We start from the raw sequence: 22,089 nt of genomic DNA, 5'->3' as shown, positions 1-22,089 counted from the left end.
GGGTCTAAAGTAGGGGTGATCTTTTCCGCCCGTAGAACAGTTGAGGAAACAATCTCATGTCTAACACCCCCTTTCGTCCTGAAAGTGGACGCCACCATGTGGTCATCGTCGGTTCCGGGTTCGGAGGCCTGTTTGCCGCTAAGGAATTCGAGAAGGCTGACGTCGACGTCACGCTCATCGACCGCACCAACCATCACCTGTTCCAGCCGCTGCTCTACCAAGTAGCCACCGGCATCCTTTCCTCCGGCGAGATCGCCCCCTCCACGCGCCAGGTGCTGCGCAATCAGGAAAACGTGAGCGTGGTCAAGGCTGAGGTCACGGACGTCGACCTGGAAAACCGCCTGGTCACCACCTCGCTCGGCGCGTATGATCGCGTGTTTGAGTATGACTCCCTCATCGTCGCGGCGGGCGCGTCGCAGTCCTACTTTGGCAATGATCACTTCGCCGAGTTCGCGCCGGGCATGAAGACTATTGATGATGCGTTGGAGATCCGCGCCCGCGTCATCGGTGCTTTCGAGCGCGCCGAGCTGGCCAAGGATGCCGCTCAGCGCGAGCGTCAGCTCACCTTCGTCATCGTCGGAGCCGGCCCGACCGGCGTGGAGCTGGCCGGCCAGTTGGCCGAGCTCTCCCACCGCACCCTGGTGTCCGAGTACTCTAACTTCTCCACTTCGGCCGCGAAGATCATTCTGCTGGACGGCGCTCCGCAGGTTCTCCCGCCGTTTGGCAAGCGCCTGGGCCGCAACGCGCAGCGCGAGCTGGAGCGCCTCGGCGTCGATGTCCGCCTCAACGCGCTGGTGACCAATGTCGACGAGAAGACCGTCACCTACAAAAACGCCAACGACGGCACCGAGCACACCATCGAGGCCTTCACCAAGATCTGGTCCGCCGGCGTGGCTGCGTCCCCGCTGGGCAAGCTCATCGCCGGGCAGGCCGGGGTGGAGATCGATCGCGCTGGCCGCGTCATGGTCAACCCGGACCTCTCCGTTGGTGACTACGGCAACGTCTTCGTCGTCGGCGACATGATGAACTACAACGGTCTGCCCGGAGTGGCCCAGGTGGCCATCCAGGCCGGCCAGTATGTCGCTGAAAACCTGGTCAACGAGGCCTCCGGCAAGTCCACCCCGGAGCAGCGCGAGGACTTCGAGTACTTTGACAAGGGCTCCATGGCCATCGTCTCCCGCTTCAATGCCGTGGTGAAGATGGGCAAGGTCGAGGTCACCGGCTTCGCAGGCTGGCTGTTGTGGCTGGGCGTGCACGTCGTCTTCCTCGTCGGCTTCCGCAACCGCCTCGTCTCCATGCTCAACTGGGGTGTGAACAGTGTCTCGCGCACCCGCTACAACCTCGCGACCACTCGCCAGCAGCTCCACTCGCGCACCGCGTTGATGAAGCTGCAGCAGTTCACCTCCGAGATTGAGGGCGATACCCCGATCGAGCTGCGCGATACCGCGAAGTTCACCGGCAAGAAGTAACTGCCCCCGCTTGATTGACACCGGCGGCCCGCCTCCCTTCCGGGAAGGCGGGTCGTCGGTTTTTGCCTATCGACGTCCCCGGTGGTCACGCCCTGCGACAAAATGTGGTCAGACCACGTATACTGGGCGAGAATACAGTGACGTCTGGGTCACACCGCGTCACGGTTTACTGTTCATCACACAAGAGAACACTCTGAGAGGTACCAACTGTGACCACCGTTACCGCGCCTGACACCCAGGCTTGGGAAGGTTTCCATGAGGGCCCATGGCAAGAAGCCATCGACGTCCGCGACTTCATCTCCCGCAATTTCACCCCTTATTCCGGAGATGCCGAGTTCCTGTCCGGCCCCACCGAGAAGACCCTCCGCACCTGGAAGCATCTGGAAGACAACTACCTGTCCGTCGAGCGCCAGCGCCGCGTCTATGACGTCGACACTTCCACCCCCGCCGACATCGACGCCTTCGCGCCCGGTTTCATCAGCGACGACGACAACGTCATCGTCGGCCTGCAGACCGATACCCCGCTCAAGCGCGCCATGATGCCCTACGGCGGATGGCGCATGGTGGAGACCGCGATTCGGGAAGCCAACCTAGAGCCGAACGAAGACATCAAGAAGATCTTCACCCGCTACCGCAAGACCCACAACGAAGCTGTCTTCGATGTCTACACCCCGCGCATCCGCGCCGCTCGCTCCTCCCACATCATCACCGGCCTCCCCGATGCCTACGGCCGCGGCCGAATTATCGGTGACTACCGCCGCGTCGCCCTCTACGGCGTGGACAAACTCATCGCCGAGAAGGAGGCCTCCAAGCACGCCGCCGGCCCCCAAGGTTTCTCCGAGCACTGGGCCCGCTTCCGTGAGGAGCACTCCGAGCAGATCAAGGCTCTGAAGAAGCTCAAGACGATGGCCGCTTCCTACGGCTTCGACATCTCCGGCCCCGCCGCCACCGCCCAAGAAGCAGTGCAGTGGACCTACTTTGGCTACCTCGGCGCCGTGAAGTCCCAGGACGGCGCCGCCATGTCCATCGGCCGCCTGTCCTCCTTCTTCGACATCTACTTCGAACGTGACTTGGCCAACGGCACCATCACGGAGGAAGACGCTCAGGAGATCATCGATTCGCTGGTGCTCAAGCTGCGCATCGTCCGCTTCCTGCGCACCATCGACTACGACCAGATCTTCTCCGGCGACCCCTACTGGGCCACCTGGTCGGACGCAGGCTTCATGGCTGACGGCCGCCCGCAGGTTACCAAGACCTCCTTCCGCTTGCTCCAGACCCTGCGCAACCTGGGCCCCGCTCCGGAGCCGAACATCACGGTGTTCTGGGATCCGCAGTTGCCGGCCGGCTACAAGGATTTCTGCGCCGCGATCTCGATCGAGACCTCCTCCATCCAGTACGAGTCGGACAAGCAGATCCGTGACCGCTGGGGCGATGACTCGGCGATTGCCTGCTGCGTGTCGCCGATGGCCGTGGGCAAGCAAATGCAGTTCTTTGGCGCCCGCGTCAACGCCGCGAAATCCCTGCTCTACGCCATTAACGGCGGCCGCGACGAAGTAACCGGTAAGCAAATCACCACTGAGGGCGAATTCAGCCCCATCGAAGGCGACGGCCCGCTCGACTTCGACGAGGTCTGGAACAAGTACGAGGAAATGCTCAACTGGGTCATCGGGACCTACGTCGAGGCCCTCAACATCATCCACTGGAGCCATGACAAGTACGCCTACGAGGCCATCGAGATGGCCCTCCATGACTCGGACATCGTTCGCTCCATGGGCTGCGGCATCGCAGGCCTGTCCATCGTCGCCGACTCCCTATCGGCCATCAAGTACGCCAAGGTCACCCCGGTCCGCGACGACACCGGCCTCATCGTGGACTTCATCACAGAGGGCGACTTCCCGGTCTATGGCAATGACGACGACCGCGCCGATGATATTGCCGCCACCATCGTCCACACCGTCATGGCGAAGATCAAGGAAATTCCGATGTACCGGGATGCCATCCCGACCCAGTCGGTCCTGACGATCACCTCTAACGTCGTCTACGGCAAGGCCACCGGCAACTTCCCCTCCGGCCACCGCGCGGGCACCCCGTTTGCTCCCGGAGCCAACCCGGAGAACGGCGCCGACAACCACGGCATGGTCGCGTCCATGCTGTCCGTGGGCAAGCTTGACTACCACGATGCCCTCGACGGCATCTCACTCACCAACACCATCACCCCGTCCGGCCTCGGCCGCACCAAGGACGAGCAGGTGTCCAACCTCGTCGGTGTCCTCGATGCCGGCTTCATCATGGACGAGAACTAAGGAGAACCTAGATATGTCCACCAAGACTTACGACGAGCGCCTCAACGACATGAAGGCCAACCGCGCCGAGCACAACATGGAGTCCGGCCTTTACCACGCCAACATCAACGTGTTGGACGAGTCGACCCTCCATGACGCCATGGCTCACCCGGAGGATTACCCGAACCTCACCGTTCGCGTCTCCGGCTACGCCGTGAACTTTGTCAAGCTCACCGAGGAACAGCAGCGCGACATTATCTCCCGCACGTTCCACCACGGAGCCTAAGTAATTTCGATGGCCCATAGTTCGGACGGGGTCACCGGGGTCGTCCACCTCGAACCAGAGGTGGGCGAGCGAGTCCGCGGCGTGGCAGGCGGCCTCGGCGGCACCGAAGACCTGGCGGAAGATCTGACCCGCCCGGAGCTCATGGCAGCCCGGCAAACCGGTGACGTGGCCCTCGTGCATTCGTGGGAAATGGTCACCGCGGTCGATGGTCCTGGCACGCGCATGACGCTGTTTCTCAGCGGCTGTCCCCTGCGTTGCCTGTACTGCCACAACCCCGACACGATGGAAATGCGCACCGGAACCTTGGAAAAGGTCGAGGACGTGGTCAAGCGGATCACACGCTACAAGCGAGTTTTTCAGGCCTCGCAAGGCGGGTTGACCATCTCTGGTGGCGAGCCGCTCTTCCAGATCGCCTTCACCCGTCGTGTCCTGGCCGAGGTCCACGCGGCCGGCATCCACACCGCGATTGATACCTCCGGCTTCCTGGGGTCGCGGTTGCGCGATGAGGACTTGGACAACATCGATCTAGTCTTGCTTGACGTGAAGTCCGGCGACCCCGATACGTACAAACGGGTCACCAGCCGGGAGTTGCAGCCCACCATCGACTTCGGTGATCGCCTCGCGGCGGCCAACAAGCCGGTGTGGGTTCGTTTTGTCCTCGTACCGGGGCTGACGGACGATCCGGCGAATGTGGCAAGCGTGGCCGACATTGTCTCCCGCTGGCCGAATGTGGAGCGGGTGGAGGTCCTCCCCTTCCACAACATGGGTGCCGATAAGTGGCGTGAGTTGGACATGACTTACCAGCTGTCAGACGTCAGACCTCCTACCCCCGAATCAGTCAACGAGGTCCGTGAGGTCTTCCGATCACGGGGGATGCTGACGTACTAGCCCTTTAAAGGATTGGCCGCTTGCTCTGCTAGCGTATGGAGCAGATGACATGGGGTGCACACAGCAACCGCGCTGAGCGCAAACTCATTGACACTGCACCAGTTTGCACTTGCGAAGGGATAGTCATGGCCTCTTCCGGGCTTTCTACCAGTACCTTTCCGGTTCTCGTCGCATCCCTGCGCGAGCACGCACCGCTAGTGCATTGCCTGACCAACTCTGTGGTCCAAGAAATTACCGCCAATGTACTTCTGGCTGCGGGGGCATCACCGGTCATGGCGGACTCTCCCCTCGAGGTCGAAGAGTTCGCCTCGAAGGCCGACGGGATCCTCATCAACTCTGGTACCCCCACCCGCGACAGCCTGGATGCCATGCGCACGGCGATTGCCACGGCCAACGCCTCCAACAAGCCCTGGGTTCTCGATCCGGTGGGCATTGGGGCTGCCAGATTTCGCACCGAGTTCCTCTACTCCTTGCTCGACAGCCATCCGACGGCAATCCGGGGCAACGCTTCCGAGATCCGGGCCCTGGCTGGGGAGGACGTGGTCGGCAAAGGCGTCGATTCGCTCCATGACGTCCCCGGCGCCTTCAACGCCGCACATCTCCTCGCGGAGCGCACCGGCGGCGTGGTCGCGGTCTCCGGCCCGGTCGACCTCATTGTCTCGCCATCCCGCTCCAGTTGGCTGACCAGCGGCAGCGGCCTCCTCCAACGCGTCGTGGGCACTGGGTGTGCGCTGGGTGGATTGACAGCGGCCTACCTCTCCATCCCCGGCGCCAATGCCCATTCCGCAGTCATCGCCGCGCATGCCCACGTGGGCGCCGCGGGCCAGATCGCCGCCCGCAAGACGATGTCACCCGGCAGCTTCCGGGTCGCCTGGCTCGACGCTTTGTATGAGGTCTGCCCGGACATGGTCCATGACCTCGTCAACGTGGAGGACACCCAGTGACGGTGGACTGGGGCTTGTACCTGGTCACCGACCCAGACATGAGCGATCGTCGGGTGGTTGACGTGGTCGCCGACGCCGTGGCTGGTGGGGTCAGCGTGGTGCAGCTGCGCGACAAGGTGAGCTCTGACGAGGAACTGGAGGCCACGGCCCGGGAAGTGCTCGACGTCGTGGGTCCCCAAGTCCCCCTGTTCATCAATGACCGCGTCGAGGTGGCCCGCCGCGTCGGCTGCCACCTTCACCTTGGGCAAGACGATATGCCGTTGGCCCGCGCCAGAAGAATCCTCGGGCCGGAGCCGATGATCGGGCTATCCATCGGCTCCCATGCCGAGTTCGATCGTCTGCTTGGCTGTGCTCCGCCGTTCCCCTCGGTTGTCGGCATCGGCCCCGTCTTCGATACCTCCACCAAGGCCGACGCCCCGGCGGGCCTGGGCCTGCCGCTGGCCACTGAGCTGGCTTCCCGTGCACAGGAGGTGGGCATACCCGCCGTGGCCATCGGTGGGATTCAGCAGGCCACCGCTGGCGGGTTTTCCGGATCATCCTGGGACGGGATCTGCGTTGTTTCAGCCATCATGGCCGCACCTGACCCCCGGACGGCTGCTCACCAACTTCGAGAGGCATCGACTCTATGATCCCCCGCATTCTGTCCATCGCCGGCACCGATCCCACGGGTGGGGCCGGAATCCAGGCCGACCTCAAATCCATCGTGGCAGCCGGAGGCTACGGCATGTCGGTGGTCACGGCGCTGGTGTCGCAAAACACCCGCGGGGTTCGCTCGGTATTCGCTCCCCCGCTCGAGTTTCTCACCGATCAGCTGGAGGCAGTCTTCACGGACGTCACCGTCGATGCCATCAAGATCGGCATGCTTGGCGACGCCGAGACTGTCGACACCGTCCGCGCCGCCCTGCAGCAATTCGCCCACGGTCCGGTCGTCCTCGACCCCGTCATGGTGGCCAGCTCGGGGGATCGGCTTCTTGATGAAGCCGCCGAAGCTGCGGTTCGGGCGCTGGTCGCCGAGGTCGATGTGGTCACCCCAAACCTGAGGGAATTGGCCGTCCTCGTCGAGGAAGACATAGCCGCCGATTTTGATGCGGCGCTGGTACAGGCCGCGGGGCTAGCCCGGACGTCGGGGACCGTGGTCATCGTCAAAGGCGGACACCTGACCGGACCGGTCGCCGACAACGCCGTCGTCACCCCCACCGGCGACGTCCACCGGGTGCCCAGCCCGCGTGTGGACACGAGGAACACCCACGGGACCGGCTGCTCCCTTTCCTCGGCCTTGGCCACGAGGATCGGTGCCGGGGAATCAGTGGAAGAAGCTCTCGCCTGGTCAACTCGCTGGCTCCACGAAGCCATCTCCCATGCCGATTCCCTCGGCGTGGGAAGCGGGAACGGGCCGGTGGACCATGGGCACCGCGGACGTCGATTAGCGACGGCCGCCTCGGCCGCGCCATGGCCGCACCTGCGGGGCGAGTTTTCCACCCTCCCCGCACCGACTCCTCACCTCGCCTCTGCGGGACCCCATACCCAGAAACTCTGGGACCTCACCGGCCAGGTGTGGCACGACATCATGGAGCTGCCCTTCATCCAAGGATTGCGCGCGGGAAACTTGCCGGCGAGTGACTTCGGGTTCTACCTCGACCAAGATGCCCAGTACTTAAGCCGCTACTCCCGCGCCTTGGCCCTGCTCTCTGCCGCAGCCCCCGACCAGGAAGCTCAGGTCGGATGGTCAGAAGGCGCCACCGGTTGCATCGTCGCCGAAGCCGAACTGCACCGCAGCTGGCTCCATGGACACGACCTGACCATCTCCGCACCCTCGCACATCACCATGGCCTACACCGACTTCCTCGTGGCGACGACCGCCGTGGAGGACTACGTGGTCGGCGCGGCTGCCGTCTTGCCCTGCTACTGGCTCTACGCCGAAATCGGGCTCGACCTCATGGCTGACAATCACGCCGATCATCCCTATCACGCCTGGTTGAACACCTACGGGGGCGAGGAATTCATCCACGGTGCCCGCGGCGCTATTGCTCGGGTGGAACGGGCGCTATCGGTGGCCACTGACGAGCAGCGCCAGGCCGCAACCCGGGCCTATCTCACCGCCTGCGTCCACGAGCGAGAGTTTTTCGACCAAGCAGACCGGGCGTGGTAGACACTGGCTCTAGGCTGGAGCGCATGACTGATCTCGATATCGTTGTCCACGGCGCCACCGGCTTCGTCGGTCGGCTGACCGCCCAGTACCTGAGCACGATCCCCGGCATACAGGTCGGGCTTTCCGGCCGTGACGCGGCCAAGCTGGAGGCGGTGAGAGACGAACTCGGCGTGGAGTGGGACATCATCGCCGTCGACGCCCTTGATGCCGCCGATATGACGACCCTGGCGGCTCGCACCAAGGTCGTCATCTCCTGCGTAGGCCCGTACACCCGCCTGGGTGAACAACTCGTGCGTGCCTGCGCCGAGGCCGGTACCGACTACGTCGACCTCTGCGGCGAAGCACTGTTCATCCGCGACATGATTGATCAATACCACCCGACAGCGCAGCAAAGCGGTGCCCGAATTGTCTCGTCGTGCGGCTTCGACTCGGTCCCCTCTGACATGGGGATGTTCGCCCTGCACAGCTACGCTGGAGAGCCATTCCGCGAGGTCACCATGGTGGTAGAGGAACTCAAGGGCGGGATTTCCGGCGGCACGATCGATTCCATGCGTGCCGTCTCCGCCCAGGCTCGATCGGACCGCGACCAGGCTCGATTGCTCCACAACCCCTACACCCTCTCCCCCATCCCTTCCGCGGAACCGCGCATTGAGGGCCTGGAAAAAGACTTCGACGTGACCAAGCTTGCAGACGGCCGCTGGTCCGGCCCCTTCTTCATGGCCATGTTCAACACCCGCATCGTCCGCCGCTCCAACTCCCTCCGCGATCACGCCTATGGGCCCTTCCGCTACCACGAGCGCTGGGCCACCGGCCGGGGGCTATGGGGCCGCATCCGGGCTCTCGGACTCGCAGGAATCACCGCCGGATTGTTCTGGGTTATTCAGCAAAAGTTCGCCCAACGGTGGATTCCCAGCCCCGGGGAAGGCCCCTCCGAGACGGACCGGAAGAAGGGACGCTTCACAGTCCGGCACGTCGGCACCACTGAATCTGGCCGCCAAGTCACCTGCACAGTCTCTGCCCTCGGCGATCCTGGCTATGAGGTCACGGCGATGATGTTGAGCCAGGCCGCACTCACGCTGCTGCACAACCCCGGCGGGACGGGCGGAGTGCTCACCCCCGCGACGGCCCTCGGCGCACCCTACGTGGAGCGGTTGGAGTCTGGTGGGATGAGCTTCACGCTGGCAGGCGACCCCGCATAGTTGTATTGACATTGCTCGCAGCTGGGCCAGAACGGTAGTGCATGATGCGCGCAGAGCTTCACGTCGATGCAGCTAAACCGCCTTTTCTTCGTAGACTAAATATAACTACTAGCGTTCAGCTACGCGGTGGTCTCGGAGCCTGCCCGCAAGATCGCAACGAGGAACGTCGAGTCCTCATCGAAGGGATCAAGCTCCCAGGACTCGAAAACGTTCTCCGGCTCGAGTCCCACCGAGCGGGCGGTGTCGAGGAAATCGTCGAAGCCCCAGCCGCGGCCCGCGCCGAAGCCGACGACGAGGCGCCCGCCGGGCTTCAGTGCCTCGGCGAGGTGAGCCAGGGCATCGCGGCGGCCCGCCGGATCAATAAAGCCCATGACGTTGCCCGCGGAGACGGCGATATCGAAGCCGCCTTCTGGGATGGGATCAGTGCTGAGGTCCCCTACTTCCCACCGGGCATCGGGATAGTCGTTGCGTGCGTAGTTGATGAGCACCGGGTCGATATCGGTGCCGACGACGTCGTGGCCGCGGGCGGACAAATAGCCACCCACCCGACCGGTGCCACAGCCGGCGTCGAGGATGCGTGCGGCGCGGGGCACGAGGGCGTCGATAAGCCGTGCTTCCCCGTTGATGTCCTGACCTTCGGCGACTATGGAGCGCCACCGGCGCGCATAGTTTTCCGAATGCGCTGGGTTGGCTGCTGTTATCTCTTTCCACGTGCTCATAGAAATCAGTATAGGGACGCCGCTCCCACCTCACGGGGCGGGTAATCTAAGGCGGTTAGCTTGTCCTCATCGCCGCACTAGGAGACCCCGCGCCATGGCACCGACGCCCCCTTCGCCCTCATCGCCCGGATCCCGTCTCCGAGTGCCCTTCGAACGCGCCATTGATCACTGCCGTGTTTTCGTCGAAGGCCGCCGCCTTCCCGGTGAGTACGTCCCCTCCTCTGCCTTGAAGGAGACCAGGGAGCACCCGGGAGGATTCGTCTGGCTCGGCCTGCACGAGCCGGACGAGGCGCAGATGGAACGGGTGGCGGAGGAGTTCGGAATTCACCCGCTCATCGTCGAGGACGCCGTCACCGCACACCAGCGTCCCAAGGTGGAACGATATGACGACCAGCTGTTTCTCGTCGTCCGCTCAATCCGTTACTCCGAAGAAGAAAAGGTGAGAGATTCCCGCGAGATCATCGAAACGGGTGAAGTCCAGATCCTCATCGGCAAGGACTTCATCATCACCGTCCGGCACGGCGCCAACCTTCCGGACCTTTCCAACATCCTTATCGACGACCCCGAGATCTACGCCCTCGGCCCCTCCACGCTTGCCTGGCGCGCCGCCGACTACCTCGTCGACGAATACAGCCGCATCTCCGACCTCCTCGGCGAAGAAGTCGACGCCCTGGAAGAGGAAGTATTCACCCCAGGATCCCGGTTCAACGTCGAGCAGATCTACTGGTACAAGCGAGAAATCCTGGAAATGCGCCACTCCACGGATCCGCTCGGCCCCGCCCTAAAAATGCTCATCATCGACCATAAGGACCTGCTTCCGAAGCAGGTGCGCAGCTACTTCCGCGACATCCTCGACCACGAACTCAGCGTCAAAGACCAGATCGGGGGCTACGACGAGCGCCTGTCTGCGCTTATCGACGCCTCCGTGGCCAAGATTACGATGCAGCAGAACACCGACATGCGCACGATCTCCGCGGTCGTTGGCATGGCCGCCGGCCCCACTCTCATCGCCGGTATCTACGGCATGAACTTTGAGAACATGCCCGAACTGAAATGGGAGTACGGCTACTTCATTGTCCTCGGCATCATCTTTGCGTTCATGGTCATCGCCTTCTTCTGGTTCCGCCGCAACGACTGGCTCTAGCGACCGTCTCTAGACTCCGGGGCGATGTGCCCTGCCCGTTTTCGGTTGTATTCCTATTTGTTGACCTTAAGTACTTGTATTGACTACTCAACACAGCAGCCCAAACCTGAACTTTAAGTCGCCAGATACTTGCAGCTCAAGGGCATGGCAAGTTATCACTATTTATAGCGACCACCGGGCTTGCGCTAGCCTCTCCCCCAACCGCAGATGCCGCACCCATGGCAGATAGTCACCCCGGCGATGGCCGTGTATATATGTTTATTTGCCTCGCAGGACCATTGTCCGCAGGGTCGAGCGAGCGACCAAGCGCCCCTGATTCATCATGAGAACTTCCCACAGCTGGGTGCGTGCCCCCAGTTGGATCGGCGTTGCCTTCGCCTCGATGACGCCATCCCGGACGGCGTCGATAAAGTCTGTTGAATTGTTGACCCCGACGACGGGGGCGCCGGCCGACACGACGCCGGCGAGGCTGCCCACGGATTCGGCGAGGGCGCAGAATACGCCTCCGTTGACCAACCCGGCGGGTTGCAGCAGATGCTCCTTGACCTCCAGGTCAGCGCGCACCCGACCGTCGGCGATCTGGGTGTAGCGCACCCCCAGGTGAGCGTCGAGGCCGCCCTTCTGCGCGTTCACGACATCAAGCATTTCTGCATCGAGGGAACGTCCCGTGCCCTTCAATCGGAACAGGTCGGTGTAGCTGAATTCTGGTGTATTTGTCATAGGTGCTGAGCTTAATGGCGTTGGCTGCTCAGCTGCTGGAATCTCGGGACATCTCCGGCGCACCAGTTACCTCGCGGCGAGTCGGCGCGTAAAGTGAGCAACCATGAGCACTCCTGAATCACTCGCCCAGATCGGCGTGGTCGGCCTGGCTGTCATGGGTTCCAACCTCGCCCGCAACTTCGCCCACAAGGGCCACACTGTCGCGGTGTTTAACCGCAGCCCAGAGAAGACCCGCACTCTCATCGCAGAGCACGGTGATGAGGGCACCTTCATCCCTTCGGAAACCATTGAGGATTTCGTCGCTTCCCTCGAACGCCCACGCAAGGCGATCATCATGGTTCAGGCTGGTCCGGCGACTGATGCCGTGATCAATCAGCTCGCCGATGCCATGGATGACGGCGACATCATCATTGATGGTGGCAATGCGCTCTACACCGATACCATTCGCCGCGAGAAGGAGATGGCTCAGCGCAATCGCCACTTCGTTGGCGCTGGCATCTCCGGCGGTGAGGAAGGCGCGCTGACTGGTCCGTCGATCATGCCGGGTGGCCCCATCGAGTCGTGGGAGACCCTCGGGCCGCTGTTGGAGTCCATTGCCGCCAATGTCGATGGCACCCCGTGCGTGACTCACATCGGCCCCGACGGCGCTGGCCATTACGTCAAGATGGTGCACAACGGCATTGAATATGCCGATATGCAGGTCATCGGCGAGGCTTATCAGCTCCTCCGCTACGCCGCGGGTATTCAGCCGGGCGAGATGTCGGACATCTTCGCCACGTGGAATAAGGGCGAGCTCGAGTCCTACCTCATTGAGATCACCGCCGAGGTGCTCAAGCAGGTCGATGCCGAGACCGGCAAGCCGCTTGTCGACGTCGTCGTGGATGCCGCCGGCCAAAAGGGCACCGGTCGATGGACGGTCAAGGAGGCCCTTGACCTGGGAATCCCCGTCACCGCCATCGGCGAGGCGGTCTTCGCCCGCGCTCTGTCCTCCTCCCTCGACCAGCGCGCTGCCGCCCAGGGAGTGCTCCCCTCCGGCCAATTAGCTACGTTCGAATCGCTCGGCCTGGACAAAGAGCAGTTCACCGAGGACGTGCGCCGTGCGCTCTACGCCTCGAAGTTCGTCGCCTACGCCCAGGGCTTCGACGAAATCAAGGCCGGATCCGACGAGCATGATTGGGGCGTTGATCCCCGCGATCTGGCCACGATCTGGCGAGGCGGCTGCATCATCCGCGCCAAGTTCCTCAACCGCATCGTCGAGGCCTACGACCGCAACCCTGCGCTCCCGTCCCTGCTGCTTGATCCTTACTTCACCGGTGAGCTCGAGGGGCTCATCGACTCGTGGCGTCGGGTCATCGTCGTAGCTACCCAGTTGGGCCTCCCGGTCCCGGTCTTCGCCTCCTCGCTGTCTTACTACGACAGCCTGCGGGCCAAGCGTCTGCCCGCTGCCCTCATCCAGGCACAGCGCGATTACTTCGGTGCGCACACTTACGGCCGCGTGGACAAGCCGGGCGCCTTCCACACTCTATGGTCGGGCGATCGCACGGAGATCCTCACGTAGGCGACCATAAGGTTTGGGATACCGAGTATTAGGCGGCCAGGTACTACAGTGAAGTCAATGACCACATTCAAGGACCTCGGCCTGCCTCTTCCCATCGTGCGTGAACTTCAGCGGCAGGGCATCACCGAGCCTTTCCCCATCCAGGAAGCCGCCATCCCCGATGCGCTGGCTGGTAGGGACGTCCTCGGGCGTGGCCCGACCGGCTCGGGCAAGACCTTCACTTTCGGCCTGCCCATGCTCACCCGGTTGTCTGAGTCCGGGGCATCCCGCCCCGGGCACCCGCGTGCCATCGTTTTGACCCCGACGCGCGAGCTGGCTGCCCAGGTCCGTGAGCGCCTGGAGGAGCCGGCCGCCGCGTTGGGTCTGCGCGTCCTGGACGTGGTCGGCGGAGTCAACATCAATCGCCACATCCGGTCCTTGGCATCACCCGTGGATCTGCTCGTAGCTACTCCGGGCCGCGCTCAGGACCTGCTCGATCAAGGCAAGCTCTTTTTCGATGAGGTCGCTATCGCCGCCCTCGACGAGGCCGATCAGATGGCTGACATGGGTTTCCTTCCTCAGGTGCGTCGCCTCATGGACCGCACTCCGAAAAATGGCCAGCGCCTGTTGTTTTCGGCCACCCTCGACGGTGACGTGCAAAAGCTCATTGACCGTTACATGCATGATCCCGTGACGCACTCCACCGCACCGGTGAGTGCCAGCGTGGACACGATGACGCACTTCCGGTTGCTCGTTGGTGATCGGGATTCGCGCCACAGCGTCATCGAGCGCATCGCCGCCCGCGATGGCAAGACGATCATGTTTATGCGCACCAAGCACGGTGTCGACCGGCTGGTGAAGAAGTTGCGGCGCGTCGGAATCAATGCCGCTGGTCTTCATGGCGATAAGGGCCAGTCCACGCGCACGAACGCGCTGGCTGGTTTCGCCGATGGCTCCGTGCCTGTTCTCGTGGCCACGGACATCGCCGCCCGCGGCATTGACATCGATGACGTCTCCCTCGTCGTCCACGTCGATCCGCCCGCTGAGCACAAGGCGTACCTCCACCGCGCGGGCCGCACCGCCCGAGCTGGCACGTCCGGAACCGTGGTCACGTTGGTGATGGACGAGCAGCGCAAAGAAGTAGACACCCTCATGCGCAAGGCAGGCGTGAAAGCCAAGGAAATCGCCGTCACCGCCGATTCGGATGTGCTGGCCAAGATCACCGGTGCCCAAGCCCCGTCGGGTAAGTCCTTGATTCCCGTGGGCCAGCAACAGCCCCGACGTCGGGGTGCTGCCCCGAAGCGCGGCGAGGGTGCTGGTTCCAGGCGTGGCCGCCCGCACGGTCAAGGCAATCGTTCCGGCAACGCTGGCAATCGGCGCCGACGCTCCTCCTAACCTCCCTGACGAGATAGACCTCCATGGACATATTCCTCAGCATCCTCTCGCTTCTCGGGTTCATTGCGCTCACGGCGTCCACTGGCCTGTTTGTGGCCATTGAATTCGCTCTGACCGGTATGGAACGTTCCACGGTGGACAACCATGCCCGGGACAAGGGCGACCGCAGTGCACTCGCCGTCCAACGCGACTACGGCAACCTCTCCTTCGTGTTGTCCGGCGCGCAGTTGGGCATTACCGTCACCACGCTGGCGACGGGCTTTTTGGCCGAGCCGATCTTGGCTCGCTACTTCACTCCTTTGTTGGAGTTGGTGGGTCTGTCGGAGACCTCCTCGTCGGCGGTTGCTCTGGTGCTCGCGCTCATCGTCGCGACGTTCTTGTCGATGGTTTTCGGCGAGCTTGTGCCCAAGAACATCGCGATTACTCAGCCACTGAAGACGGCGCGGGTGGTCGTCCACCCCGTCAATGCCTTCAACGTGGTGTTCAAGTGGTTCATCGTGGCCATGAACCGCTCCGCAAACTTCATCGTGCGCAAGCTCGGTTTTGAGCCTGCGGATGAGCTCGCGTCTGCTCGTTCTTCCCAGGAGCTGGGCACGTTGGTCCGCAATTCTGCCGAGCACGGCGGGCTGGACATGGATACTGCCGAGGTCATCGATAAGTCATTGCAGTTTGGTGATGCCATTGCCACGGAGTTCATGACACCGCGCTCGACGATTGATTCGCTCGGGGTGGATGACACCGTGGATGATCTCATCGCGCTGGCCCTGGAAACGGGCCACTCTCGTTTTCCCGTGGTCCGCGGCGACCTCGATGACACCGCCGGCGTCGTCCACATCAAGGACGCGTTCTCGGTCCCCCGCGAACAGCGTTCCACCACCACGCTTGGTTCCTTGTGCCGCGCCGTGCCCATCGTCCCTGACACGCTTGATGGCGACGCCGTCCTCAACGCCGTGCGTTCCGCCGGCTCCCAGGTTGTCCTCGTCGCCGATGAATATGGCGGAACCGCCGGCCTGGTCACCATTGAAGATGTCGTCGAGGAGATCCTCGGCGAGGTCTACGACGAACACGATGATGAGGAAGCTGAGCGGGATTTCCAAGCCTTTGGCTCCTCGTGGGAAGTCTCCGGCCTGGTGCGCATCGATGAGTTGACCCAGCGGGTCGGATACACCGCGCCCGATGGTCCCTATGAAACCTTGGGCGGGTTGTTCATGACCACCCTGGGGCGTATCCCCCGGGTCGGCGACCTGGTTCTCCTGCCTGAGGCCGACAATCCTGCCCGAGCCGAATTCGAGTCCGGCTATGACGGGCGTTGGATTGCTCGCGTCACCGTCATGGAGGATCGTCGGGTGGACAAGGTCGTCATCACTCCCGTGAGCGATGAGGAAGCCAAGGAGTACCAGGCATGAGTATTTTCACCACCGTCCTGCTCATCGTTGGCTTGCTGTCTGCCAACGCCTTCTTCGTTGCCGCGGAGTTCGCGCTCATCTCCTCGCGCCGCGATCGTATAGAATCCCTCATCGCTCAGGGTCGTCCGGCCGCCCGCAAGGTCTTGTACGCCACCGAGCACCTGTCCATCATGTTGGCGGGAGCTCAGTTCGGCATCACCATCTGTTCGCTGATCTTGGGCAAAGTCGCGGAACCGGCGGTGGCACATTTCATCGAGGAGCCGTTCCTGGCGTTGGGTATGCCGGAGAACCTCCTGCATCCGATTTCCTTCGTGATCGCCCTGGGCATCATCACCTTCCTCCATATTCTTTTCGGCGAGATGGTGCCCAAGAACATCGCCATCGCGGGCCCGGAAACGCTCGCCATGTGGCTTGCCCCGGCCATGATTTGGTGGGTGCGCCTGACCCGGCCGCTCATCGAGTTCATGAACTGGATCGCCCGCTCCACTCTCCATGCCTTTGGTATTGAGCAAAAAGATGAGCTGGATTCCACGGTCGACGAAGCCCAATTGGCGTTCATGATCAAGGAGTCCCGCGCCGAAGGTCTGCTCGATGCGGAAGAAACCCTCCGGTTGTCCAAGGCCCTGCGATCGGAGACGCGCAGCCTCAAGGAGGTCATGATTCCCCTGGACCAGGTGCGCACCCTCGACTTCGGCCGCCGTGGCCCGACGTTGAAGCAGTTGGAGCTCGCGGTCGTTGAGACGGGCTTTTCCCGCTTCCCGGTAACCGGCCAGGATGAGTCTTTCCTCGGCTACATTCACGTCAAGGATGTCCTCGATCGCCTGGCTTCCGCCGACGAGGACGAGGTCATCCCGCGTTCCCAGATCCGGCCACTGACCATCGTTGACAGCTCAGGTCTCATGGATGAGGCGCTGCGCAAGCTCCACCGCGGCTCGGCGCACATGGCGCAGGTCCGTGAGCGAGGCGAGCTCATCGGCGTGATCACCCTCGAAGACCTCATTGAGGAATACGTCGGAACCGTCAACGACTGGACCCATGAGGATTCTTGATACCCCGACATGGCGGGCGAGGCAGGACGCCCATATCGCCCGCGCGGAAGCCTTGACCAGGGATCACCTCGATCGTCGACGCCGAGGAATTACGCACCCGGTATTTGACTTCCTATTTGAGTATTATCCGGTTCGCCCGGCACATTTACGCCGCTGGCACCCCGGCTACGGCTTGGCCTTGGAGGGCCACACCGAGCATGCGCAATGGCGCGATTACCAGCTCATCAGCGCCCCAGCTGCCACGACCGTCGACCTCTCGTCACTGTGGCAACGCCGCGGCGAGACATATGTATATATTCGCGATCTTCTGCAGCGAACCAACCTCAACCCCGCCCACTTCGATTGTTTCGGTCTCCACGAATGGGCAATGGTCTATCGCACTGACCACCCCCGCCACGACCTGCCGCTGCGGCTGGGCGCGGCGGGGAGTGACGCGGTCGTCGATAAGCACAACATTCGGTGCACCCACTTCGACGCCTTCCGATTCTTCACCCCACCGGCCCGGGCGCTGAATATCGCCGTGCTCGAGCGCGCCGATCAGCCTGAATTCGACCAGGCCGGGTGCGTGCACGCGACGATGGACCTGTTCAAATGGGCCTCTAAGCTGGGCCCTCTCGTTCCCGGCGAGGTCCTCCTCGACGCCTTCGAGCTTGCCGTCGATGCCCGCATCCTCGACATGGAGGCCTCCCCCTACGACTGCCGTGACTACGGGTTGGGCGTCGTGGCCATCGAAACGGCAGCGGGGAAAGCCGAATACGTGGCCCGCCAACGCGCCCTCGCCGACCACGGAAAACCCCTGCGTGATCGGCTTGTCGCCATCATCGCCGCTGCAGAAGTGGATACACTGAATCCTTAAATAGCTTATCGTCTCAGGTGAGGATAAACATCCATGGGCCGTCATTCCAATGGACAACCGAACAACCGTCTCTCCGGCGGGCTCATTGCTGCGGCGATTGTAGCGGTCCTCGCCATCATCTTCCTGGTGGTGTGGTTCATCGCCCGCGACAACAATGAGGGCGAAAAGTTCGCCGCCTCCGCCGAGTGCATCGATGGGGACCTCATCTTGCCCATCGCCGCGGCCGGGACAACCGCAGAAGACTTGGTGAACAAGTACAACGAGTCCAATCCCGTCGTGCGTGACTACTGCGTCAAGGCTCAGATCGTCGACTCCGTGGACTCCGCCGCCCTCTACCTCGCGCCCGATTCACCCCGCACCGTTCAAGCGTTGGGCACCCGCACCGTCTCTTCCACCTCTCCGGTGGCCGTGGACGCCTCGCAGCTGTGGAATGCGGACGGCGGCGACCTGAGCAACATCGATCCCGCGACGATTACCTACCCCGTCGCAACGGATCCTGATGCGGCCGTCGCTGTCGCCACCGCCTTGGACCCAGAGCGGGCAGCCGAGCTCATCGCGCGGGATCGCAACGCCACGATTGCCGATGCCTCCGGGGTCATCGCCGTCGGACCGGCCGATGACATCGACCGCTCCGCTGGCTCGCTTATCGACGTCGCCGGGGCCGAGGTCATCCACGTCGCCCACGTCCTCAACCCCGCTGGCTCAGTGACAGAGGAACAGACCCGCGCGGCCGCCGACTTCGCCGAGATGAGCTCCATCCAGTCTCAGGTTCCCGCCAATCTTCCCGACCGGAAGGCCGCGTGGGCCGTCGTGGGCACCGATACCCCGGCGAGCTCCACCGCGCCGGCCACCTCCCCCTCGGCGTCTGCCCCGAGCGACACCCTCATCCTTCTGGACACCTCCTCCGCCGCTGGCGCGACCTTCTTCGGCGAGACCACCGCCGCCCTCTCGGCCACCGCTCTCGACTTGGGCGCCGACGGCCACCAGGTGAGCGTGTGGAACTATTCCTCCCCGCTCAACCCCGGCGTGACCAAGGGCTGGCGCTCCAACGTCAACTTCACCGACAGCGGTGAACCGGGGGCGAATGCCCTCCTGCGCTTTGGCTACGGCGGCGTCCCCCAGACCCGTTCCTCCCTCGTCGCGGCCGCCGGCGCTGCCTCCGGTCACGCTCGCACCTCCGGCGAGAGCACCCGCATCCTCCTGGTCACCACCGGCACCGCTCAAGATATGGACGATGCGGACTTCACCCAAGCCTTCTATGGCGCCGTCGCCGGCGCAGACGTCAAGGTTGACGTCATCCACCTCGGATCTGACCCGAGCGACCAGGCCGTCGCCGGAGTCGCTACCTCCACCACCACGGTCACCTCCCCGGACCAGCTCGACAGCGCGATACGCAAGGCGGTTGGTCTCTGACGAATAACGCCGCTTCCCCCCAACCTTCTCGCCCGTGAGCGGAGCGAGAGGTGGAGGGAAGCGGCGTTAGTGTTTGCGGGGTCTAGCTAAGACGTCTTACGGGTGCGACGGGCGGCGAGCTCATCCATCCCGATGACCTCGGCCCCGGACTCGTCATCGACGCGCTCGGAGGGGAAGGAAGCGATGGTGCCGGTCAGTTCCTTCATGATGCCCGGAACGGCGATACCGAACACGCCCTGGCCGCCACCAAGCAGGTCAATGACCTCATCGGCGGAGCGGCATTCGTAGACGGTGGTGCCATCTGAGACGAGGGTGATCTCGGCGATGTCGTTGGCGCCGCGGTCCCGCAGCTTCTCCACCGCGAGGCGGATGTTCTGGAGGGAGATGCCGGTGTCGAGGAGGCGCTTGACAATCTTCAACACGAGGATGTCGCGGAAGGAGTACAGGCGCTGCGAGCCGGAGCCACGGGCACCACGAATCGAGGGGACGACCAGCTTGGTGCGGGCCCAGTAGTCGAGCTGACGGTAGGTGATGCCGGCGACCTGACAGGCGATGGGGACGCGGTAGCCTACCTCTTCCCCGGGGCCGAGGTCGAAGAGGGATTCTTGGATGGGGGCCTGCGGGGTGTCCGAGTGCTCGTGGGTGCTCACGTAATTACTCCAATGGTGTTTGGAAAAACGCCTTATGCGTCATTTAAAGCCAAGAGTAGAGCAACGTCAAGGCACAACTTGGCAACACGCCGTAACTCTAACCCTCAAGTTGAAGATTAGACTTCATTTTACTCGTTGTCACCTTTAGTCACATCGGTGTCATCTTCCCCACCAGTCTCAAGGAAGTCCGACTCGTCCATGCCCAGCGAGCGCATCATCTCTTCGAAATCAGCATCCGCCTGGGCATCGCCCGACGCCGACACCTCATCGTCTCCGTCGGATTCCTCCGCGGGGCTGAAACGCAGCCCGAAATACTCCTCGAGCACATCATCAGAGATGAAAAAGGACGCCTGGGTGAGCACGTCTTCCTCCACGTGGATATCAATCTCCAGTGCGCGGGCCAGCTTGATGGCATCGGATGGTCGGGCGTCAATCTCCTCGCCATCGTTAAACACCAGGGACGCGATGAACACCCCCTCGAAGTGGCTAATGATGTTGACGGCCGTGACCCCGCTGGTCAAGCGAGTCGACATCTCCGCCATGAGATCTGGGGTGCCTGGCCGTCGAGGGATAAAGCCCTCATCGCGGGCCTCCAATTCGGCGGCTGAGAGCGGCGACATCCAGATGGGAAGGATTCGGTTCTGCTCCGCCCAGCGCAGCAGAACACAACTAAAGTGCTCCGGACCCGTGGTGTGCACCCCGTGATACTCGACCGGGATGAGGGTCATGATTCGAGCTCGTCGCGGAGAGCGCTCTTCACCAGAGAACTGTGCAAGGACACGGCCAACGCGGTCATCTGCTGGCCCATGTCCTCCGCCCGCTGGCGCGCAGTCGAGCCCTTTGATTTGGCCACCGGGGAAATGACCTGGCCAATGAGGTCAGCCTGGCGGCGGGCCGTGTTGCGCATGGACTTCAAGTGGCGCGCATCGAAGCCGAACCCCTTCAGCGCCTCAGCGGCGGACACAATCTTGATGTCATCGACAGAGAAGTAGCCAGCGCCATCGGGCTTGATCAGCCCGATCTCGAGCAGCTCAATGACCAGGGGCAGTTCGACGCCAGCCTGGCTGGCCAAGTCGGCATCGGTGAGACGGGACGCAGCAGGCTTGCGGAAGTCTTCGGGTGACGCACCCGTGGTGAGGATCGCGGCGACAGCGCCGGAATCCATCGCCTCAAGCTGCTCACGGATGACCTTGAGCGGAAGGTAGTTGTCCCGCTGGGTCACCAAAATGTAGCGCAGACGCTGAACGTCATCGTTGGTGAACCGCCGGTACCCCGACGCCGTACGCTGCGGCGTAATCAGCCCCTCGGCTTCGAGGAAGCGAATCTTAGAGACGGCTACATCCGGAAACTCGGAGCGCAACAACTCCAAGACCTTGCCAATGGACAGAGTCCGGGCGGAGGTCCTGGCAGCGTTGTCACCCGAGGCCGCACGGACTGCCGTCGACTTTCGAACTGCACTCACTGTCTCGGACTAATTTCCCTCTAGTCGGCCTTGGGACCGGCGAGGAAGACTAGACGGAACTTGCCGATCTGCACCTCATCGCCCGTGGTCAAGACCTGGGAATTACGCGGCTCGCGGTTAACGTATGTGCCGTTGAGGGACCCCACATCGAAGACCTCAAACTCGCCTTCGTTGGCGCGAAACTCCGCGTGACGGCGCGACACGGTGACATCATCGAGGAAGATGTCGGATTCAGGGTGGCGCCCAGCCGTAGTGATCGGCTGGTCCAGCAAAAAGCGGGCGCCTGCATTGGGCCCGCGCTTGACGACGAGAAGGCCCGCCCCAGCAGGCAGATTATCTGCCCCAGAGGCGGCCGGAGCGGCGCCGGACTCCATTTCCTTCAGCAAATCAGCTCGGAAGACCGATGTGGTCTCGACCTGTGCCTCAGGAGTCCCGGTGTTCTCACTCATTTCAAAACCTCCGATTGTCGAAACTATGACTGTTTGCAATCATAGCCGTTGTCGCCCGGCTTGGCGGGCACG

General features: G+C 62.9%; 19 protein-coding genes and 1 pseudogene. 14 read left to right on the top strand and 6 right to left on the bottom strand.

Going from position 1 to position 22,089, the window contains the following annotated elements; translation table 11 throughout:
* Nucleotides 1–56 precede the first annotated feature (56 nt).
* From CTEST_RS06425 to CTEST_RS06390, 7 genes and pseudogenes are all read left to right on the top strand, one after another.
* Entirely contained in the window at nucleotides 57–1,469 is a 1,413-nt protein-coding gene (locus CTEST_RS06425) for an NAD(P)/FAD-dependent oxidoreductase (RefSeq protein WP_047253047.1), read from the top strand.
* 209 nt (nucleotides 1,470–1,678) lie between these two features.
* The gene (locus tag CTEST_RS06420) at nucleotides 1,679–3,772 is read left to right on the top strand and encodes a pyruvate formate lyase family protein (RefSeq protein ID WP_047253046.1); all 2,094 of its coding nucleotides are present in this window, start codon (nucleotides 1,679–1,681) and stop codon (nucleotides 3,770–3,772) included.
* Between the two features lie 13 nt (nucleotides 3,773–3,785).
* Nucleotides 3,786–4,037: an autonomous glycyl radical cofactor GrcA2 gene (gene grcA2, locus CTEST_RS06415; protein ID WP_047253045.1), complete on the top strand. Its 252-nt coding sequence runs from the start codon at nucleotides 3,786–3,788 to the stop codon at nucleotides 4,035–4,037.
* Nucleotides 4,038–4,046: 9 nt separating this feature from the next.
* Nucleotides 4,047–4,925, top strand: coding sequence for a pyruvate formate-lyase-activating protein (gene pflA / locus CTEST_RS06410; protein ID WP_047253044.1), 879 nt, complete (start codon nucleotides 4,047–4,049; stop codon nucleotides 4,923–4,925).
* A 125-nt stretch (nucleotides 4,926–5,050) separates the two neighbouring features.
* The gene (gene thiM, locus CTEST_RS06405) at nucleotides 5,051–5,869 is read left to right on the top strand and encodes a hydroxyethylthiazole kinase (RefSeq protein ID WP_047253043.1); all 819 of its coding nucleotides are present in this window, start codon (nucleotides 5,051–5,053) and stop codon (nucleotides 5,867–5,869) included.
* A 38-nt stretch (nucleotides 5,870–5,907) separates the two neighbouring features.
* A pseudogene (locus tag CTEST_RS06395) lies at nucleotides 5,908–8,018 on the top strand (bifunctional hydroxymethylpyrimidine kinase/phosphomethylpyrimidine kinase).
* Nucleotides 8,019–8,041: 23 nt separating this feature from the next.
* The gene (locus CTEST_RS06390) at nucleotides 8,042–9,217 is read left to right on the top strand and encodes a saccharopine dehydrogenase family protein (RefSeq protein ID WP_047253040.1); all 1,176 of its coding nucleotides are present in this window, start codon (nucleotides 8,042–8,044) and stop codon (nucleotides 9,215–9,217) included.
* Between the two features lie 119 nt (nucleotides 9,218–9,336).
* On the opposite strand, the gene CTEST_RS06385 is transcribed toward CTEST_RS06390, so the two are convergent.
* On the bottom strand, nucleotides 9,337–9,936 hold the full coding sequence (locus tag CTEST_RS06385; protein WP_047253039.1) for a class I SAM-dependent methyltransferase: 600 nt from the start codon (nucleotides 9,934–9,936) through the stop codon (nucleotides 9,337–9,339).
* 94 nt (nucleotides 9,937–10,030) lie between these two features.
* On the opposite strand from CTEST_RS06385, the gene CTEST_RS06380 reads away from it, so the two are divergent.
* A complete protein-coding gene (locus CTEST_RS06380) occupies nucleotides 10,031–11,080 on the top strand; it encodes a magnesium and cobalt transport protein CorA (RefSeq protein ID WP_047253038.1) in 1,050 nt (349 codons plus the stop codon).
* A 258-nt stretch (nucleotides 11,081–11,338) separates the two neighbouring features.
* Here the strand turns inward: CTEST_RS06380 and CTEST_RS06375 are convergent, their stop codons facing one another.
* Nucleotides 11,339–11,800, bottom strand: a complete 462-nt coding sequence (locus CTEST_RS06375) for a PaaI family thioesterase (protein ID WP_047253037.1) — start codon at nucleotides 11,798–11,800, stop codon at nucleotides 11,339–11,341.
* A 103-nt stretch (nucleotides 11,801–11,903) separates the two neighbouring features.
* Here CTEST_RS06375 and gndA point away from each other — a divergent pair, with 103 nt between their 5' ends.
* Genes gndA through CTEST_RS06345 form a run of 6 tightly spaced genes read left to right on the top strand, consistent with a single transcriptional unit; the run spans nucleotide 11,904 to nucleotide 19,456 of the window.
* Nucleotides 11,904–13,358, top strand: a complete 1,455-nt coding sequence (gndA, locus tag CTEST_RS06370; RefSeq protein ID WP_047253036.1) for an NADP-dependent phosphogluconate dehydrogenase — start codon at nucleotides 11,904–11,906, stop codon at nucleotides 13,356–13,358.
* A gap of 57 nt (nucleotides 13,359–13,415) precedes the next feature.
* The gene (locus tag CTEST_RS06365) at nucleotides 13,416–14,732 is read left to right on the top strand and encodes a DEAD/DEAH box helicase (RefSeq protein WP_047253035.1); all 1,317 of its coding nucleotides are present in this window, start codon (nucleotides 13,416–13,418) and stop codon (nucleotides 14,730–14,732) included.
* A gap of 23 nt (nucleotides 14,733–14,755) precedes the next feature.
* Complete coding sequence (locus tag CTEST_RS06360) at nucleotides 14,756–16,138, top strand: hemolysin family protein (protein WP_047253034.1); 1,383 nt, start codon at nucleotides 14,756–14,758, stop codon at nucleotides 16,136–16,138.
* Nucleotides 16,135–17,187, top strand: a complete 1,053-nt coding sequence (locus tag CTEST_RS06355; protein WP_047253033.1) for a hemolysin family protein — start codon at nucleotides 16,135–16,137, stop codon at nucleotides 17,185–17,187. Before CTEST_RS06360 ends, CTEST_RS06355 begins: the two co-directional genes overlap by 4 nt.
* Nucleotides 17,174–18,043: a hypothetical protein gene (locus tag CTEST_RS06350; protein ID WP_047253032.1), complete on the top strand. Its 870-nt coding sequence runs from the start codon at nucleotides 17,174–17,176 to the stop codon at nucleotides 18,041–18,043. Before CTEST_RS06355 ends, CTEST_RS06350 begins: the two co-directional genes overlap by 14 nt.
* 33 nt (nucleotides 18,044–18,076) lie before the next feature.
* Nucleotides 18,077–19,456 (top strand): hypothetical protein, encoded by a 1,380-nt coding sequence (locus tag CTEST_RS06345; RefSeq protein ID WP_047253031.1) that lies wholly within the window; start codon nucleotides 18,077–18,079, stop codon nucleotides 19,454–19,456.
* An 86-nt stretch (nucleotides 19,457–19,542) separates the two neighbouring features.
* Here the strand turns inward: CTEST_RS06345 and CTEST_RS06340 are convergent, their stop codons facing one another.
* The 4 genes from CTEST_RS06340 to odhI form a co-directional block, all read right to left on the bottom strand.
* Nucleotides 19,543–20,106 carry a MerR family transcriptional regulator gene (locus tag CTEST_RS06340; protein WP_047253030.1) on the bottom strand — a complete coding sequence of 188 codons (564 nt, stop codon included), beginning with the start codon at nucleotides 20,104–20,106 and terminating at the stop codon, nucleotides 19,543–19,545.
* A gap of 128 nt (nucleotides 20,107–20,234) precedes the next feature.
* Complete coding sequence (locus CTEST_RS06335; protein ID WP_047253029.1) at nucleotides 20,235–20,834, bottom strand: bifunctional nuclease family protein; 600 nt, start codon at nucleotides 20,832–20,834, stop codon at nucleotides 20,235–20,237.
* Nucleotides 20,831–21,568: a transcriptional regulator FtsR gene (gene ftsR, locus CTEST_RS06330; RefSeq protein WP_047253028.1), complete on the bottom strand. Its 738-nt coding sequence runs from the start codon at nucleotides 21,566–21,568 to the stop codon at nucleotides 20,831–20,833. The genes CTEST_RS06335 and ftsR overlap by 4 nt, the downstream gene beginning before the upstream one ends.
* A gap of 20 nt (nucleotides 21,569–21,588) precedes the next feature.
* Entirely contained in the window at nucleotides 21,589–22,017 is a 429-nt protein-coding gene (gene odhI, locus CTEST_RS06325) for an oxoglutarate dehydrogenase inhibitor Odhl (protein WP_047253027.1), read from the bottom strand.
* Nucleotides 22,018–22,089: the final 72 nt, after the last annotated feature.

This window comes from Corynebacterium testudinoris (assembly GCF_001021045.1).
Lineage (GTDB): Bacteria > Actinomycetota > Actinomycetes > Mycobacteriales > Mycobacteriaceae > Corynebacterium > Corynebacterium testudinoris.
This window is presented reverse-complemented; position numbering and strand designations above follow the sequence as displayed.

Coding starts and splice junctions, on each gene's coding strand:
- CTEST_RS06425 (WP_047253047.1), top strand. CDS start 57: ATGTCTAACACCCCCTTTCGTCCTGAAAGTGGACGCCACCATGTGGTC.
- grcA2 (WP_047253045.1), top strand. CDS start 3,786: ATGTCCACCAAGACTTACGACGAGCGCCTCAACGACATGAAGGCCAAC.
- pflA (WP_047253044.1), top strand. CDS start 4,047: ATGGCCCATAGTTCGGACGGGGTCACCGGGGTCGTCCACCTCGAACCA.
- thiM (WP_047253043.1), top strand. CDS start 5,051: ATGGCCTCTTCCGGGCTTTCTACCAGTACCTTTCCGGTTCTCGTCGCA.
- CTEST_RS06390 (WP_047253040.1), top strand. CDS start 8,042: ATGACTGATCTCGATATCGTTGTCCACGGCGCCACCGGCTTCGTCGGT.
- CTEST_RS06385 (WP_047253039.1), bottom strand. CDS start 9,936: ATGAGCACGTGGAAAGAGATAACAGCAGCCAACCCAGCGCATTCGGAA.
- CTEST_RS06380 (WP_047253038.1), top strand. CDS start 10,031: ATGGCACCGACGCCCCCTTCGCCCTCATCGCCCGGATCCCGTCTCCGA.
- CTEST_RS06375 (WP_047253037.1), bottom strand. CDS start 11,800: ATGACAAATACACCAGAATTCAGCTACACCGACCTGTTCCGATTGAAG.
- gndA (WP_047253036.1), top strand. CDS start 11,904: ATGAGCACTCCTGAATCACTCGCCCAGATCGGCGTGGTCGGCCTGGCT.
- CTEST_RS06365 (WP_047253035.1), top strand. CDS start 13,416: ATGACCACATTCAAGGACCTCGGCCTGCCTCTTCCCATCGTGCGTGAA.
- CTEST_RS06360 (WP_047253034.1), top strand. CDS start 14,756: ATGGACATATTCCTCAGCATCCTCTCGCTTCTCGGGTTCATTGCGCTC.
- CTEST_RS06355 (WP_047253033.1), top strand. CDS start 16,135: ATGAGTATTTTCACCACCGTCCTGCTCATCGTTGGCTTGCTGTCTGCC.
- CTEST_RS06350 (WP_047253032.1), top strand. CDS start 17,174: ATGAGGATTCTTGATACCCCGACATGGCGGGCGAGGCAGGACGCCCAT.
- CTEST_RS06345 (WP_047253031.1), top strand. CDS start 18,077: ATGGGCCGTCATTCCAATGGACAACCGAACAACCGTCTCTCCGGCGGG.
- CTEST_RS06335 (WP_047253029.1), bottom strand. CDS start 20,834: ATGACCCTCATCCCGGTCGAGTATCACGGGGTGCACACCACGGGTCCG.
- odhI (WP_047253027.1), bottom strand. CDS start 22,017: ATGAGTGAGAACACCGGGACTCCTGAGGCACAGGTCGAGACCACATCG.